The sequence below is a fragment of the Virgibacillus doumboii genome (assembly GCF_902806455.1).
GTDB lineage: Bacteria > Bacillota > Bacilli > Bacillales > Amphibacillaceae > Lentibacillus > Lentibacillus doumboii.
The window spans coordinates 144948-161856 of sequence record NZ_CADCWQ010000002.1 but is presented as its reverse complement, the minus strand read 5'-3'; the positions used below and the strand labels follow the sequence as shown (position 1 = coordinate 161856).

Sequence of the window (16909 nt, the reverse complement as noted above, 5' to 3'; positions counted from 1 at the left end):
TCAAAACTGCATAAATTGTTCAATCGGTAAAATAAACACAGTTGCGCCGCCAACTTCGACTTTGACGGGTTTTGGAATGTATGAATCGGCATTCCCGCCCATTGGTGAAATTGGTGCTACCATTTGTTCGCGCTGGGAGCAATTATCCCGAATAATGTTCAGTGCCTCATCGACATGTTCATCCTCACAACCAATCATTAACGTGGTGTTGCCTTCCTTTAAAAAGCCACCTGTCGTTGCGAGCTTTGTTGTCTTAAAGTTTTCACCGCCCAGAGCATCCGTCAGTCGGTTCGTATCTTTGTCCTGAACAACAGCAATAATTAACTTCACGGTTCTAACCTCCCTTACGCCCTATTTTCTAAATGGGAAACAGTTTGATTTATTGTATCTTCTTCTACCTGCTCAAACGGTTGGTCCGCATTAATAACTTGAATACGTTCCGGAAATCTGGCTTTAAGCTTTTTGTAAGCTTCATATACCTGTTCATGAAACTGGATATCCTCCAGATCGAGACGATTTCTTTCTCTATCTTTATTCGTCGCGATACGCTCCAAACCCTTTTTCGGTTCAATATCAAAAAACAATGTCAGATCAGGCATACAATCCTGGATGGCAAATTGATTGATGGCAAAGACATCATCCATCCCAAGACCTCTGGCAAAGCCCTGATAAGCAAGACTTGAGTCCACAAACCGGTCACATAGTACTATTTTATCTTTTTCCAAGGCTGGTAATACCTTTTCGACCAAATGCTGCCGGCGTGCTGCTGCATATAGTAGTGCCTCGGTTCGTCCATCCATTGCAGTATGTGCCGGATCAAGAATGATTTTTCGTATTTTTTCGGCTATCTCAATCCCGCCTGGCTCCCGGGTAGTCAATACATCATAACCAAGTGATTTCAGTTTTATTTCAAGTGATTGGAGAATTGATGATTTACCTGCACCTTCTCCACCTTCTAATGTTACAAAATATCCGCTCACGTAGGTTGATCTCCTTTGTCAAAAACACTGATACCGTTCGTTAGATTACGATGTTGAATGACAGCTCCCTGCTTCATTAACTGTTCGATTATACTGATATGGGTATTTGTAATCCGCTCTCCCTTGAGAATATATGGTATTCCCGGCGGGTACGGTATAATTGCTTCTGCCGCAACATACCCTGAAGATTGATTTAACGGGATCTGTTTTGTTTTCTGCTGCTGCATTTCCTGATAGGACTTAGCAAGTTCCTGTATACGGTCAGTAAATAGCTTCTTTATCTCTATTGTAGCATGATTTGGCTTATTTTTTAATTGTTCCTTCACTCGAGTCACAGCTTTTTGCAAGTGATTCATTTTTTCAAAAGGGGCGAGTCCGTGGATGAGCAGCACCTGGTTGTGTGAAGCAAGCTCCGGATAAACTCCTTCAAGTTCCATTAAATGAGCCAGTTCATTCCCGGTAATACCATGTTTCACATGGAGTGTAAGTTTTAATGGATCATCAGCAGGAAGTAAATCCCACAAATCATTCGATTGCATGATTTTCCTGACTTGAAGAACACTGCTCATAATTTTGTCCATATCAACACGTGTTAAATCAGCCAAAAAAGAACGGGAAAGATCAAGTGACGCCATAATCGGATAGGATGGACTGCTTGATTGAACCATCTGCAAATAATGACTTAACCGGTCATTAGAAATAATTCCGGATCTAACATGCAAATAGGATCCCATTGTCATTGCCGAAGCCATCTTATGTGCAGACTGTACAACTGCATCCGCACCCAATGCAAGTGCTGACTGCGGGAAACGTTTATCAAGTAAAAAATGCACACCATGTGCCTCATCAACAAGCACTGGTACATTGTATTCGTGTACAAGCTCAATCATTTCCCGGATTGCAAATGTTTTTCCAAAATAATCCGGGTAGGTCAATACAACAGCTTTAGCATCCGGGTGCAGTTGCAGTGTCTCTTTTAATGTATTAATTCCCGGTGCAGTATATCGATCAACCGAACCATCAAACTCCGGGGAAATAAAAACCGGTCTGGCACCACTTAATTCCAGTCCATTAAAAACGGATTTATGACAGTTCCGCTGTACAATAATTTTTTCACCCGCTGAACAAACTGCCAAAATCACTGCAAGATTGCCTGCAGTACTGCCACCGACAAGAAAATGGGTATAATCCGCTCCAAAAAAATCTGCAGCCAATTCCTGTGCTTCTTTAATAACACCCTGGGGGGAATGCAAATCATCCAAACCTGATAATTCAGTCATATCCAACGGTAAAATAGAATGATAAATTTCCCGGCCATTTGCTGGAAAAACATCTCCATTTTTATGTCCCGGAACATGAAATGAAATCGGGTTATTTTTGGAAAACTGTTTCAGTGCGTCAAATAATGGTGTTTTCTGCTGATTTCGCTGCATCGTGATCCGTCCTCTTTATTGATATGTTTTTATATTATCCCAAGAAAAAAAGCCTTTGCAAGAAAAACTGCAAAAGCCTATGAATATAATGTTGGTTGATTCATATTTTTTAATTTTTGTAGATAGTAATGATATTTTTCTTCTCTTGGCTCGGTGTGAATCATATTTTTTTCACACTCGCAGCAGATAAATAATTTGTATAAATGAATACCTCGTTCTTTTTCTTCCTCGCATATACCGCAACGTTCCATCATTAATTTTTGTTCCATTTCTCCACCTCCGTTAGCTTAGTATCTCCTAATCTAACGAAATTTATACAAGAAATCTTGCAATCATTGAAACTTTTTTTACAGTATATGCTCCGCATGCTTATCTCTTTACATGTTTTTCCCGTTTGGACCCGTACTATCTTTGATCATTGACCAGATACTTGTCCAGTCTCCCGGTGGATGGATTAATTCACCCAAACAATATTTAGAAAAAAAGCATAAAGCACGTTAAAGAAATGATGAAAACCACGATAAATACGATTGCCATTCGCTTTAGAACGTTCATAATTACCTCCAAAACAAAAAAGTGCATGTGAATAAAAGCTGCTTTTCATGCAATTATACACTATTATTTTTTCATTTTATATAATAAACAAATGAATCGCAGCCAGTGATGCAAGCCCAAACAATCCTAAGAATCCGGAAACAATTACAGTAAACAGATTGATTGGGATATGCAAACCGATAGCTCCTCCAAACACATTTAAGAAAAATAAAAACAGGATACCTATCCCCAATTTCACTGTACTGTGCGCAATAAAACGCATCGGTTTCACAGGAGCACCCACAAACAATAGAATAACGATTAAAGCAACCATGATCGAAATAACCAACGTTGAGCTCAAGTCCAATCACTCCTTTTCCTAGAAAGGTGAGAAGGATTCAGATCAGGATGTTTGAAGCGTTCTTTATCAAAACAGCCCTGTCCAATTCTCCCTTTCTACTTACATATGAAATGTAAAAAGGAAAAAGAACCGAATGTGGGTGTTTTTATAGAATTCTATTTTTAAGGCTATTTTCGTATAGGTTGTTGCTGTTGGTTCGCTGTTGACATGAAAAGTGAATTAAAAATAAATCTGATTAGTAACAGTTGGCGAGACTCTCTGACCGCGCACCTTGAACGCTTTCCTAGCCCTAGTTTCGGAATGAACTCCTGAAAGCACTTTTGTACCGGGAGTTTTCATTTTTTATTTAGTCACTGCAATCTTATATAAGCCTATTTCGATTTTTGTTTATCCTATTCATACTAAGAACACGCACCCTTTACATTATTTCAGGTATCTATAGCAGAATGAAACTATGGCTAGTTTAAGTCAATCTCTTTTTTTATCGAGAGAACGCTCCTCATGAGGATTTCTAGCTTAAATTGATCTCCTTTTCTTCATGAGAGCATTCCTAACGAGGATTTCTAACTTAAATCGGTCTCCTTTTCTTCGTGAGAACGTTCCTCACGAGGATTTCTAGCTTAAATCGATCTCCTTTTCTTCGTGAGAACGTTCCTCATGAGGATTTCTAGCTTAAATCGATCTCCTTTTCTTCGTGAGAACGTTCCTCACGAGGATTTCTAGCTTAAATCGGTCTCCTTTTCTTCGTGAGAGTGTTTCTCACGAAGATTTCTAGCCTAAATCGATCTCCTTTTCTTCGTGAGAGCGTTCCTCATGAGGATTTCTAGCTTAAATCAGTCTTCTTTTCTTCGAGAGAAAGTTCTTCTCAATAATCTCTAATCCAACAATAGCAAATTTAAGCAGAGCGGAATACATGCACCTTCATTAGGGTATGCTGGCCCGCTTTTAGTCGTCCTTCCTTCAAATGGTAGCTAAGACATCGGTGAGACACCAGCCCGATAGCAATCTTTTCTGGGAGCATGAAACTTTTCATAGTAGTTCACATTCTATGCAAATTCCGAAATATGGTCCATTCTCTATCATACATAAATAGCAATAATCTTTTAGAAAACAGCAATTTTTAAAGGTTAAAAAGACAAGAATGAAAGTTTGTTCATCCTTGTCCTGAGAATCTACTTATTATACCGTATTGCACTTATTTTTCTTCGTCTTGCTTCCCGCAAGAGATACAGATACTTTGCTTGTGCGAGACTTTGTCTGTACATACCATCCGCAGTTGGTTCAATACTTTTTTCCACGATTGACTGAATCTGTTTCCATTCGCGTTCCAGTGTAAAAATAGCATCCAATAATTGCTCGTCCACTTCTCGTTTTTTGATTTTTCTAGCCATGTTGTCACCTATCTTTAGAAAGTACTACAGATCTCTTCTTCCCTCTAATGCTTTAGATAATGTTACCTCATCCGCATATTCCAAATCACCGCCAACAGGTAGTCCGTGTGCTATTCTGCTTGTCTTAATTCCAGAAGGTTTGACGAGCCGTGAAATATACATCGCTGTAGCCTCTCCCTCGATATTCGGATTCGTGGCCAAAATTAATTCTTCCACCTCTTCGTCCTTCAACCGGTTAATAAGGTCAGGCACATTGATATCTTCCGGTCCAATGCCATCCATCGGTGATATTGCCCCATGCAGCACATGATATTTTCCATGGTATTCTTTCATTTTTTCCATTGCAATAACATCTTTTGGATCCTGAACAACACATATAATCGACTGGTCTCTTGACGTATCCTGGCATATAGAGCAAGGGTCCTGATCGGTTATATGGCCGCAAGTCGAACAATGTGTCAGTTCCCGTTTTGCGTTTACCAGTGATTTAGCAAAGTCCAGTACATCATCATCTTTCATATTTAACACAAAAAATGCCAGTCGAACAGCAGTTTTCGGTCCGATCCCTGGCAATTTTGTGAAACTGTCAATCAGTTTGGAAATCGGTTCTGGATAATACATTGTGTATACCTCCTAGAACATTCCTCCAGGTAAGTTCATTCCTTTCGTGAATTGTCCCATCGTTTCGTTGGATTTTTCATCAACTTGATTCATTACATCATTTGTTGCTGCGATAATCAAATCCTGCAGCATTTCTACATCATCGGGATCAACTACTTCTTCTTTAATCTGAACATCGGTAATTTCTTTTTTACCATTGGCAGTTACAGTGACCATACCACCGCCGGCTGATGCTTCAAACGTCATTTCATGCAGCTCATCCTGTGCCTTCATCATTTTTTTCTGCATCTTCTGCATTTGCTTCATCATGTTATTCATGTTTCCTTTCATGGGAAACGCCTCCTTGAATATTGTTAATTTCCAATTGTACTACTCATGAATTTCCAGTAACTCGTCGCCAACCAGCTTCCTGGCTTCTTCCACCAGTGGATCCTCTCCCTGCTGGTTTTCTTCCTTGGTTGCTGCCTGTTCCTGCTTACTTATATATTCATTACGTAATTCCTGCCAATTATTCGCCGGAATTGGTATGATGGTTAACTTTTTCCCCGTAACACTGGTAAGTACAGATTCTACTGTATCACGGTTATCCAGAAACAGCGAACAATGAATTTCATACTTGAACTGTACCACAAGTGCCTGCTCTGATGCAGCTGCTGGCTTACTGTCCTGAATCGTTGCATGGGCTGGGGCACTTGTCGTCTTCAGTTTATTTAAAAATGCTGCCCATTGTGACTGTACTTCTTTCAATGCCGGTTTTTCCGCTTCGTTGAGTACGTTTCTGATTTTTTCGTATGGAACTTTGTAGCTGTTTTTTGTTGATCTTTGTTGTGGCCGCCTTGGCTCGTTTGCCGGGGCTTGACGGCCTGTGTTTACCGGCGCTTCTTTTAATGCTGTCAATTCTTTTTCCAGATACTCGAGCCTGCTTACAAGCCGTGTAACTGCTTCCGAGTCAGCTGCATTGCTTTCTTCTGTTTTCCTGTTATCTTTATTTGTAATCGTAAGTAACGCAATTTCAATAAACACTTTCGGGCTGTTTGTCCACTTTATTTCCTGCTGGCACTGGTTGAGGTGCATGATTGCATCCTGAATCCATTCCATGGATACATTTTCAGCCAGCTGTTTAAAGTTTTCATCAATAATTGCCCGCTCCAAAACACCTTCCAATGATGGTGCACTTTTATATAATAACAAATCACGCGAGAAATAGATAAGGTCATAGACAAATCGTGCCGGATCTTTTCCGTTTTGAATTAATTCATCCAATAATGACAAGGCCTTTTGTACATCCTTCTCATGCATTGCCCCTGCAATATCTGTCAGGATATCCTGCGATACACCACCGGTTACAGCGAGGACGTCTTCAAGCTCAACACCTTCATCACTATAGGAAATCGCCTGATCCAGGATACTTAAAGCATCGCGCATACCACCCTCTGCAGCCAGAGCAACCGTTTCCAGTGCTTCTGCGGTCACGGTAACCTCTTCCGCATCAATAATCGATTGCATCCGTTCCACAATCGACTGGCTTGAGATCGGTTTAAAATCAAACCGCTGGCATCTGGACAGGATTGTCAACGGTATTTTATGCGGTTCCGTCGTCGCCAAAATAAATACGACATGCTTTGGCGGTTCTTCCAATGTCTTTAGTAATGCATTAAACGCATTGACTGAAATCATGTGAACCTCATCAATAATATATACCTTATATGGGACCGAACTGGTTGCATACTTTACGTTATCACGGATCTCACGGATATCTTCTACACTTGTGTTCGATGCCGCGTCCATTTCAATAATATCGGAAATCGAACCATCCTGAATACCTCTGCAGGCAGCACATTCATTACAGGGTTCCTTCACAGGGGCCTTTTCACAGTTGATTGTTTTTGCAAATATCTTCGCCGCACTTGTTTTCCCTGTTCCACGCGGGCCGGAGAAAATATACGCATGCGAAAACTTCTCCTGTTCAATAGCATTTTGCAGTGTTCTTGTTATATGTGATTGTCCGACAACATCCTGAAACGTTTTCGGGCGCCAGACACGGTATAAAGCCTGATAGCTCATAGTGGTTTTCCCCTTTGTGAATTCTATCTCAATTATACGCTATTTCAGGGGTGAATGTGAACCTTAAAGAAAACAAATTGAATAGATAACTTCGACATATTTCGACAAAATTCGGGAGGTGACAGGCACCAAAAAAAAGCTGCACCATCCCACAAAAGGGTTGATGCAACTTTCTGTTCTATGTAAGCCGTGCACCCATTGTTGATAAGGCGTCCCTAAGCGTTACTCAAGTTCATGGCTCGGCCTAGGCTTCCCCACGGCACACAGAGATGACCACTTACTGCTGCTTCCTTCCGGACCTGACAGAATTCATGGGTCTCTGTTGCGCAGGACCTCGGCGTCAACACCAATCCCTTAAGGCAGACCTTAAAGTCGTCCTACCTCGAATGGGAATTCGGCCTCGCTATAGCGGATTGCGAGTACAGGGCACCGCTACCTCCCCGCTTAGCACGGCACTAATCATTATAACGATTTTGCAGTCATAATGCAATCTAAAATTGATGAGATTATTTGGAAGTTTACTGCCTTTTCTTTCCACGAAGATTCTTGAAAAAATCCGTTAATAAACTACCACACTCTTTTTCCAAAACACCACTCGTTACTTCCACCTGGTGGTTAAAACGCTCATCACCAAGGAGGTTCATTAAAGTTCCCGCACATCCGGCTTTGGGATCAGGTGCACCAAACACAACCCGTTTAATGCGCGACTGTACGATTGCACCGGCACACATTGGACAGGGCTCAAGCGTTATATAGAGTGTACAGTCCTCAAGACGCCAGCTGCCAATTTTTTCATTCGCTTTTTTAATAGCAATCAGCTCGGCGTGTGATAATGTTTCCTGTGATGTTTCACGCACATTATATCCTGTTGCAATAATTTCATCTTTAAAAACAATTACTGCACCAATGGGCACTTCATTTATTTCTTCAGCTTTATTTGCCTGATCGATTGCTTCACGCATATACATTTGATCATCCACGATCACACCGCCTTTAACATTAACGTAAAATAAGTCTATACTTATTTTAACAAAAATAAACAAGGTATATCTGTCTCTCTCTGTTCATAAAGTGTAAGTAGGATTTATGGAGAGGAGGGATTTTTGTGCAGTTTCATGTTGTACAGCAAGGTGATACTTTGCAGCAAATCGCAAATACATATAATACGTCTCCTAATGAACTTATTGAAGCCAACGAACTGGATGCGCCAAATAACCTTGTTGTCGGTCAGACTTTGGTGATTCCTATTGTTGGTCGGTTTTATTTTGTTCAGCCAGGGGACAGTTTGTATTCGATAGCACAGCAGTTTGGAATGACGTACCAGCAATTAGCCCAAATAAATAACATTCCTGTTGATACTATACTGCAGGTAGGGGATCGTCTTTATATACCTGCCAGACCCGAACCGGAAATCACTGTCAATGCCTATATTGAGCCATCTGGGGGTGAAGTTTCCCAGACGTTAATTAATTCCTTGACGAAAACAGCACCGTATCTTACGTACCTTACTCCTTTCAGCTATCAGGTAAATCGTGATGGCACCCTTACTGCACCACCACTGGATAATTTCAAGCAAATCGCTGATGCCCAAGATGTCTCGTTGATGCTCACTGTGACAAATTTGGAAGAAGGATCTTTCAGCAGGGAACTTGGTCATATTATTCTAACCGTTCAGGCGGTACAAAACACATTATTGGATAATATTGTAAATGTGGCAAATCAGGTCGGATTCCGGGATGTCCATTTTGACTTTGAATTTTTGCCGCCGGAAGACAGGGAAGCATACAACAATTTTTTACGCAAAGCAAAGCAAAGGTTATCGGAAGAGGGCTTATTATTGTCGACTGCTCTCGCACCAAAGACGAGTGCCGAGCAGGAAGGGGCATGGTATGAGGCACACGATTATGCGGTACATGGTGAGGTAGCTGATTTTGTCGTATTAATGACGTATGAATGGGGATATAGCGGCGGACCTGCGATGGCAGTATCACCAATAGATGAAGTGCGGGAAGTCGTCAATTTCGCGTTAAGTGTAATGCCTGCCAACAAAATTCTATTGGGGCAAAATTTATACGGGTATGATTGGACACTGCCATATGTTGAAGGTGGTGAACCTGCGGAGGCACTCAGTCCACAGCAGGCAATAACCCGGGCCCGTGAACAAAATGCTGCAATTGAATATGATATGGAAGCACAAGCCCCGTTTTATATGTATACAGATGCACAGGGGAACCAGCACGAAGTATGGTTTGAAGATGCACGGTCCATTCAGGCAAAATTTAATATGATAAAACAACTGGGCTTGCGTGGAATCAGTTACTGGAAACTGGGATTAGCGTTTCCACAAAACTGGTTGCTGCTGCAGGATAATTTTACGATTACGAAGTTGGAATAAATTAACCCCTCCGACCGCATTTCTGCGATTGGAGGGGTTTTTGTGGTGTGATAAAGTGCCCAAGTCTGGATTAAGAGCTTTTATTGTTAGCTGTTCAGAAGTTTCAATGCTTCCCTGTTAAATGCAGGAATATCATCCGGCTGACGGCTCGTAACCAGCTGATTATCACACACGACGACTTCCTGATCCATTACCGTTGCGCCTGCATTTTCCATATCGACTTGAATAGACTTGAAACCAGTAGCCTTACGTCCTTTCAGCGCTCTGGCTGTAATAAGCAATTGCGCACCATGGCAGATGGAGAATACCGGCCTTTTATCGTCCATGAACGCTTTGGCGAAGTTGACAAACCGTTCATCTGTACGAAGCATGTCCGGTGAAAAGCCACCTGGTATAAACAATGCATCAAATTCTTCCGGTTTTACATTACTAATTGACTCATCAGTCGTGACGGTTGCTTCTTTATTTTTGCCTGTCACTTCTTTTCCCTTTTCGGAACCGATTGTAATCACTTCATGTCCGGCATCCTTAAAAGCTTTTGCCGGCTCTGTATATTCAACATCCTCAAACATGTTTGTTAGTACAGTTGCAATTTTTTTACCCATTTGTGATCCGCTCCTTTGATGAAGTTGATACATAAATGAGTCTTCCCGTTTGTTATGGAATAAAACATGCCCTAAAATAAACAAACCATACTGAGAATGCGGGAAGCCCGAACAAATTGTGAACACTTCAGCCGGAAAATTGTGAACTTAAGCGGATTCACCTTGAACTTCAGCGGAATTTGTGAACACTTCAGCGAATTCTGTGACAACTTCAGCGAAAACGGATTCCCAGCCATGAAAAAAGGGTGCCACCGCCGGGCACCCTTTCCAATTATTCTTCTAATGTCGACGTATCACCTGTTGGCAGCCCAAGCTCCCATGATTTCAAGAGGCGACGCATAATTTTACCACTTCGCGTTTTCGGGATCGTATCCTTCACTTCCAGTTCACGAGGTGCTGCATGAGCACTTAAACCAGTTTTAATAAATTTACGGATTTCTTCAAGCAGCTCCGGTGAATCTTCATAGCCATCATTCAATGTGATGAATGCCTTGATGATTTCACCGCGCTCCGGATCCGGTTTACCGATAACACCAGCCTCCGCAACAGCAGGGTGTTCGATTAGCTTACTTTCCACTTCAAATGGTCCGACACGCTCACCGGATGTGTTAATTACATCATCCAGACGGCCCTGGAACCAGAAATAGCCGTCTTCATCTTTATACGCACTATCACCGGATACATACCAGCCATTTATAAAATAACTTTCATATTTCTCCGGACGCTTCCAGATTTTACGCATCATTGCCGGCCAAGGAGCTTTGATTGCCAGATTACCCATCTGATTTGGCGGAAGCTCATTCCCTTCATTATCAACAATCGATGCTTCGATACCTGGAATAGGTTTACCCATTGAACCAGGGCGAATCTCTTCAGATGGCAGATTGACAATGAGCTGTGCACCTGTTTCAGTCATCCACCATGTATCATGAATGCGCAGGTCAAATGCTTTCAGCCCCCATGTGATAACTTCCGGATTCAGCGGCTCGCCGACACTCATGATATGTCTCAATGAAGAAAGGTCATGCTTTTTAGGAGCTTCTTCACCGGCACTTGTCAATTTCCGCAATGCAGTCGGTGCAGTATACCAGACAGTAACATTATATTTATCAATAGTCCCGTACCAATCATCCGGACTAAACCGTCCACCTCGGACAACATTTGTTACACCATGGAGCCACGGGGCGAATATGCCATAACTTGTTCCCGTAACCCAGCCCGGGTCAGCTGTGCACCAATATACATCATCTTCATTTAGATCAAGCACCCATTCAGCTGTTGCATAATGCTGAATCATTGCATTATGCACATGATAGACGCCTTTAGGCTTCCCGGTTGAACCGGATGTATAGTGAATAACCATTCCGTCTTCAAGATCTACCCACTCAATATCAAAATCAGTGGAGGCATCGTTCATTTCTTTTTGGTAATCAATGTATTTATCGGCAGATTCATTGTTTTCACCGACCAAAACAATTTTTTCAAGATCAGGGAGGTCCTCCTGTGGAACGCGTCCCAATAGGTCAGGTGTAGTAATCAGCATTTTAGCCTCACTGTCCTGCAAACGGTCACGTACTGCCTGTTCCATAAACGCTTCGAATAATGGACCGGCAATCGCACCTGTTTTTAAAGTCCCGAAAAATGTTGCGTAAAACTCAGGACTTCTTGGCATGAAAAGAAATACGCGATCTCCCTTTTCGATATCATATTTTTTTAATACATTGGCAAACTGGTTACTGCTCTTCTTCAGATCAGTAAACGTCAGTTTTTCTTCGCGGTCCGGTGAAGAATAATGAAGTGCCACCTTATCTTTTTTATTTGGATCTTCTGCATGACGGTCGATCGCTTCATAAGCAATATTTACTTTACCGGTCTCATTCCAGCTAAAGTTCTTTTTAACGTCTTCCCATGAAAACGCTTCTCTCATTTTTTCATAGTTTTGCAGATTATGATTACCGCTACGTGCTGGTATTTTTTGCATGTCCATCCTATCACCTCATCCTGTAAATTTTGATATCGCTTTCAAATCCTTATATTAAGGATTACGATAAAATTGCAACATATATGCAATTTATATAAATTGTTAAAACATTTTGGTAACTGACTTCTATTTTAGAACATTTTGTGACAATTTTAAAGTGATATTAACTGGAAATTAAAAAAGCAATTACAGCAGGTTGGAAATGAACACCGCCATAATCGCATTTTATACAGGACGCCCCCGGCAGGATTCGAACCTGCGACACCTGGTTTAGGAAACCAGTGCTCTATCCCCTGAGCTACGGGGGCAAGTGATATGAAAAATCAACATTACCTATTATACAAAATTGAGTGCATAATGAAAAGGAGTGCGTTCTTTTTTCACATGGAATTCACTTTTTTTATGTGATAAAATAAAATACATCTGTCGAATATTGCATTAATGATTGGAGGGAAAGTTATGGCAGAGGTTCCATTTATTGCAATAGAAGGGCCGATTGGCATTGGAAAGACATCACTTGCAAAAAAACTTTCTGTCCATTTTGATTATCACTTATTAAAAGAAATTGTCGAGGAAAATCCGTTTCTTGGGAAATTTTATGATGATATTGATGAGTGGAGCTTTCAGACGGAAATGTTCTTTTTATGCAATCGTTTCAAACAACTTGAAGATATCGAAAAAAAATACTTAGAACAAAACAAGGCGGTCATTGCCGATTATCATATATCGAAAAACATGATTTTTGCGAAACGTACATTGCATGCCGATAAATTTGAAAAATACGAGCAGATTTATCATATTTTAACGAAAGATATGCCTGTTCCGAATATGATGATTTATCTGCACGCCAGTCTGGATACGATTTTAAAACGAATTCGTCTGCGGGGAAGAGATATTGAACAGAATATTAAACCGTCCTATCTGGCACAGCTTGCACAGGATTATGAAGATTATATGAATGAGTTTGAAGTGCTTCACCCCGATATTCCAGTCATTCGGATTAATGGTGATGAGACGGATTTTGTGAAACAGCAGGATGATCTAAATGCGATTATCAAGCGGGTGGAAAGTCAACTGGATAACCATAAAACAGTAGTTAAACGATAAAAGGGGTAATACACAAATGAATTTACGTGATAAATACCAGATTCCGCACGACAGCATCATAACGATTGCCGGTACCGTTGGAGTCGGAAAATCAACGATGACAAAGGCGCTCGCCAATGCCCTGAAATTTAAAACGTCCTTTGAAAAAGTTGAGACAAATCCGTACCTGGGAAAGTTTTATGATGATTTTGAACGGTGGAGCTTTCATCTGCAAATTTACTTTCTGGCCGAACGCTTTAAGGAACAGAAAAAGATTTTTGAATATGGCGGCGGGTTCATCCAGGATCGTTCCATCTATGAGGATACTGGTATTTTTGCAAAGATGCACTATGAAAATGGTACAATGTCAAAAACAGATTTTGAAACATATACGAACCTGTTTGAAGCGATGGTCATGACCCCATACTTCCCGCATCCGGATCTGTTAATTTATCTGGAGGGTACTTTTGACGAAGTTCTGGAACGTATTCAATTACGCGGCAGGGAAATGGAGAAAAATACACCAATTGCTTATTGGGAAGAAATGTACAACCGCTATGAAAATTGGATCGATAACTTTAATTCATGTCCGATATTGCGGATTAATATTTCCGATTATGATTTGCTCCATCAGGAAGACTCGATTGAACCGATTTTGGAAAAGATCGGTCGTGCTATTCAGCAATCACGCAAATGGAAAACGAGAGAACTTATACGTTAATAATTATAGAAAGCTGTGCCCCGGTAAATGGAGCACAGCTTTTTTTCAGGGTTCCTCAACGGGGAAAACTTCTTCAATCATCTTGATATCTTCCGCTGATAAATTCACTTCCGCAGCTCTTAAATTATCAATAACCTGCTCACCATTTCGCGCCCCCGGTATAACCGTATCAATCGGCTTACGGGTTAGATAGTAAGCTAGTACCACATGTGCCGGCGCAACCCCATGTTTATCTGCAATTGTATGCAGATAGTCCACTTTTTCCAGGTTTTTGAGATAAGTATCACCCTGGAATTGCGCTTTTTTCTTCAAATAATCGGAAAGGACCGTATCTTTGTTGTATTTCCCTGCCAACAGACCTGATGCAAAAGGAAAATACGGAACAAAGGATATATTATTTTCAAGCAAATAAGGGAACAGTTCTTTTTCCGCAGAACGATGCAGCAGATTATAATGCCCCTGGACAACATCCAGGCAGCCATCCTGATTGGCTTCTCTCAACTGTTCCATCGAAAAATTGGATACCCCGATTGCCCGGATTTTTCCGGCTTCCCGCAAACGCTGCAGTGCACCGACAGCTTCATATTTCGGCGTATCATCATCCGGGAAATGAATGTAGAACAAATCAATCACATCTGTCTGCAGACGCTTCAGACTTTCATCCACTGTCTTGTTCAGAAATGCAGGTGTATTATCATGAACCATTTTATCCCCTTGATAGCGATTGGACCCTTTCGTTGCCAACACAACATCATTTCGATGACCATTATCTTTTAATGTTTTACCGATAATCTCTTCAGACAGCCCATTCCCATACATGAAAGCCGTATCAATGAAATTTAGTCCATGCTCAATAGCTTCCGTAATAATTTTGCCGCCGTATTCTGTGTTTGTTTCCTTGTTTTCATGTCCAATTTTATTGGCGCCCAGACCAATTGGATGCACATGTAAGCCGGTATTTCCTAATTCCACTTTTTCAGCCATAGTAATCCCACCTGTTTACTTTATTTTCCTTTATCATAATTTGAGTTCGATTAGTTATCAAGAAACCAGGCTTTTTTAAATGAAATTTTGAGACTCCCACGGCTAAAGCCGCAAGCCCTATTCCTTACGGTGTACGTGTGGGATTCTTGAATAACTAAGCGTTCGCAGTCCATTTCTGTTTTGAACAGCCTTCAAGATGAGGGCATCTCATTGCCCCTCCTAAGACAGTGCATATAGCATCTTAGGCTGATTGACTACTACCATCAATCACAGGTGCATAACGAATATTCATTGCACCGACTAAATCACGATGTTTCTCGAATCCGCATTTACACTTGTATTTTCTGTCTTGCGCCTTATTCTTTTCAGAACACTTTGGGCATGTTTGACTGGTGTAGGCAGGATTTACATATTCAACTTTGATGCCTTCCAACTTTGCTTTGTATTCAATGAATTGTGATAGGCGATAAAATGACCATGCGTGCAAGTTCTTTTCGTTTTTACGACTATTTCTTGTCGTCTGCCTAATATTCGCCAACTGTTCTAAGCGAATGACAGAAATATTATTTTCTTTAGCAAAGTTTATAATTGCACGACTAACCTTATGGTCTTGGTCTTTCATCCAACGTTGCTCTTTATCTTTGGAACTACGGATGGCACTTAACTTTTTATTTTTACCTAGTATTTTGCGTTCCGAACGAAATTTACGTTTTATGTATTTGTTTTGTCGGCCATTTCCAAAAAAGCGTACCTTTTCATTGTCAGTTACAGCAACAGCAGGAACCTTTAATCCCAGGTCTACCCCCATAGTCTTTGCTCCTTTTTTTTCGAGTGTAGGGAGGGTGATCGAAATTTGAGCAATCCATTTGCCTGACTTTTTTGTTATGCGCAGTGTACCTAATTTGTGTTTAAGCAAATCTAAATTACGGTTTTCTTTATCAATCAATAAGGCACGAATCGGTGTTTTCTTTACTTTTCCATCAACCATAATCGGCATTGATATATGGGTGGAGTCAAAGGAATAGTTTTGATTGTTCCAAATACAGACAGGCTTCTTTAAAATGGGAACAACTTCGTATTTATTTCTCTTTGCTTTTTTGAAAACACTTTTAGCGTCTTTAATTGCTTGGTTTTTCACTGCGCTGGGTAGAGGAATAATAATGTCTTTGCTTGATTTCTTGGTGTTTTTCTTTTCCTTTACCATTTCAGATACAAGTGTATTGATGATAGAGATGTACGTTTGGCTCATCTCATACAAAATAGAAGACTGTGCTCTGGTTGGAAGTAGTTTAATTTTAACTGTTATGGTTTGCGACAAGCTATTTACCCCCTTGTTTTTTGTTGGTCAACATAGCGCTTAATGGTTTTACTCGATACATTTCCTGCGGTGGATACAAAATAGGAACGTGTCCAAAGACTTGGCAAATGCTGAAGATGAGGAAACTCCTCTCTCAGTTTTTTAGAAGTCACTCCTTTGATTTTCGCCATGATATTAGCTGGACTAAGTGTTGGCAATGCATTAAGAAACATATGTGTATGGTCTTTGTCACACTCTAAAGCAACAATAACAATTCCAAGTCTTTCACATATTTCTCTTACCAACTGCTTAAAACGTTCTTCCACATCAGCACGAAGGAATATTTTCCTTCTATATCGAGGGCAAAAAACGAAATGATAGTTAATTAATGATACGGTTGTGTTGTTTCTTCTATAATCATTCATAAGCTTATTGTATTAGTTTATTTAATAAACT

At 40.7% G+C, this 16909-nt stretch carries 18 protein-coding genes, 1 tRNA gene and 1 other RNA gene; 3 read left to right on the top strand and 17 right to left on the bottom strand.

Annotation, left to right across the window (positions count from 1 at the left end):
- From G6R02_RS17050 to tadA, 11 genes are all read right to left on the bottom strand, one after another.
- The gene (locus tag G6R02_RS17050; RefSeq protein ID WP_164670600.1) at nucleotides 1-330 is read right to left on the bottom strand and encodes a cyclic-di-AMP receptor; all 330 of its coding nucleotides are present in this window, start codon (nucleotides 328-330) and stop codon (nucleotides 1-3) included.
- A 14-nt stretch (nucleotides 331-344) separates the two neighbouring features.
- Complete coding sequence (tmk, locus tag G6R02_RS17045; RefSeq protein ID WP_164670599.1) at nucleotides 345-980, bottom strand: dTMP kinase; 636 nt, start codon at nucleotides 978-980, stop codon at nucleotides 345-347.
- Nucleotides 977-2413, bottom strand: a complete 1437-nt coding sequence (locus G6R02_RS17040) for an aminotransferase class I/II-fold pyridoxal phosphate-dependent enzyme (RefSeq protein ID WP_164670598.1) — start codon at nucleotides 2411-2413, stop codon at nucleotides 977-979. Before G6R02_RS17040 ends, tmk begins: the two co-directional genes overlap by 4 nt.
- Before the next feature lie 77 nt (nucleotides 2414-2490).
- Entirely contained in the window at nucleotides 2491-2682 is a 192-nt protein-coding gene (locus G6R02_RS17035; protein WP_164670597.1) for a sigma factor G inhibitor Gin, read from the bottom strand.
- 362 nt (nucleotides 2683-3044) lie between these two features.
- Complete coding sequence (locus G6R02_RS17030; protein ID WP_164670596.1) at nucleotides 3045-3308, bottom strand: pro-sigmaK processing inhibitor BofA family protein; 264 nt, start codon at nucleotides 3306-3308, stop codon at nucleotides 3045-3047.
- A 1172-nt stretch (nucleotides 3309-4480) separates the two neighbouring features.
- The gene (locus tag G6R02_RS17025; RefSeq protein WP_164670595.1) at nucleotides 4481-4699 is read right to left on the bottom strand and encodes a YaaL family protein; all 219 of its coding nucleotides are present in this window, start codon (nucleotides 4697-4699) and stop codon (nucleotides 4481-4483) included.
- A 24-nt stretch (nucleotides 4700-4723) separates the two neighbouring features.
- Complete coding sequence (gene recR / locus G6R02_RS17020) at nucleotides 4724-5320, bottom strand: recombination mediator RecR (protein ID WP_164670594.1); 597 nt, start codon at nucleotides 5318-5320, stop codon at nucleotides 4724-4726.
- 12 nt (nucleotides 5321-5332) lie between these two features.
- On the bottom strand, nucleotides 5333-5650 hold the full coding sequence (locus G6R02_RS17015; protein WP_164670593.1) for a YbaB/EbfC family nucleoid-associated protein: 318 nt from the start codon (nucleotides 5648-5650) through the stop codon (nucleotides 5333-5335).
- A 39-nt stretch (nucleotides 5651-5689) separates the two neighbouring features.
- Complete coding sequence (dnaX, locus tag G6R02_RS17010; RefSeq protein WP_164670592.1) at nucleotides 5690-7384, bottom strand: DNA polymerase III subunit gamma/tau; 1695 nt, start codon at nucleotides 7382-7384, stop codon at nucleotides 5690-5692.
- A gap of 187 nt (nucleotides 7385-7571) precedes the next feature.
- Nucleotides 7572-7837: signal recognition particle sRNA large type (gene ffs / locus G6R02_RS17005), an RNA gene on the bottom strand.
- 65 nt (nucleotides 7838-7902) lie between these two features.
- Nucleotides 7903-8364 (bottom strand): tRNA adenosine(34) deaminase TadA, encoded by a 462-nt coding sequence (gene tadA / locus G6R02_RS17000; RefSeq protein WP_281347127.1) that lies wholly within the window; start codon nucleotides 8362-8364, stop codon nucleotides 7903-7905.
- A 125-nt stretch (nucleotides 8365-8489) separates the two neighbouring features.
- Between tadA and G6R02_RS16995 the strand changes: the two genes are divergently transcribed.
- The gene (locus tag G6R02_RS16995) at nucleotides 8490-9779 is read left to right on the top strand and encodes a glycoside hydrolase family 18 protein (RefSeq protein WP_164670591.1); all 1290 of its coding nucleotides are present in this window, start codon (nucleotides 8490-8492) and stop codon (nucleotides 9777-9779) included.
- 86 nt (nucleotides 9780-9865) lie between these two features.
- Here G6R02_RS16995 and G6R02_RS16990 read toward each other — a convergent pair whose 3' ends face one another.
- From G6R02_RS16990 to G6R02_RS16980, 3 genes are all read right to left on the bottom strand, one after another.
- Nucleotides 9866-10384: a type 1 glutamine amidotransferase domain-containing protein gene (locus G6R02_RS16990; protein WP_164670590.1), complete on the bottom strand. Its 519-nt coding sequence runs from the start codon at nucleotides 10382-10384 to the stop codon at nucleotides 9866-9868.
- Nucleotides 10385-10655: 271 nt separating this feature from the next.
- A complete protein-coding gene (gene acsA, locus G6R02_RS16985) occupies nucleotides 10656-12371 on the bottom strand; it encodes an acetate--CoA ligase (protein WP_164670589.1) in 1716 nt (571 codons plus the stop codon).
- Nucleotides 12372-12600: 229 nt separating this feature from the next.
- Nucleotides 12601-12673, bottom strand: a tRNA-Arg gene (locus tag G6R02_RS16980).
- Nucleotides 12674-12824: 151 nt separating this feature from the next.
- On the opposite strand from G6R02_RS16980, the gene G6R02_RS16975 reads away from it, so the two are divergent.
- Nucleotides 12825-13472, top strand: a complete 648-nt coding sequence (locus G6R02_RS16975; protein WP_164670588.1) for a deoxynucleoside kinase — start codon at nucleotides 12825-12827, stop codon at nucleotides 13470-13472.
- Nucleotides 13473-13488: 16 nt separating this feature from the next.
- Nucleotides 13489-14172, top strand: a complete 684-nt coding sequence (locus G6R02_RS16970; RefSeq protein WP_164670587.1) for a deoxynucleoside kinase — start codon at nucleotides 13489-13491, stop codon at nucleotides 14170-14172.
- Nucleotides 14173-14217: 45 nt separating this feature from the next.
- Here the strand turns inward: G6R02_RS16970 and G6R02_RS16965 are convergent, their stop codons facing one another.
- The 3 genes from G6R02_RS16965 to tnpA form a co-directional block, all read right to left on the bottom strand.
- Nucleotides 14218-15156: an aldo/keto reductase gene (locus tag G6R02_RS16965; protein WP_164670586.1), complete on the bottom strand. Its 939-nt coding sequence runs from the start codon at nucleotides 15154-15156 to the stop codon at nucleotides 14218-14220.
- A gap of 241 nt (nucleotides 15157-15397) precedes the next feature.
- Nucleotides 15398-16474, bottom strand: coding sequence for an RNA-guided endonuclease TnpB family protein (locus G6R02_RS16960; protein ID WP_164670585.1), 1077 nt, complete (start codon nucleotides 16472-16474; stop codon nucleotides 15398-15400).
- A 5-nt stretch (nucleotides 16475-16479) separates the two neighbouring features.
- On the bottom strand, nucleotides 16480-16878 hold the full coding sequence (tnpA, locus tag G6R02_RS16955; RefSeq protein WP_164670584.1) for an IS200/IS605 family transposase: 399 nt from the start codon (nucleotides 16876-16878) through the stop codon (nucleotides 16480-16482).
- Between the last annotated feature and the right edge of the window lie 31 nt (nucleotides 16879-16909).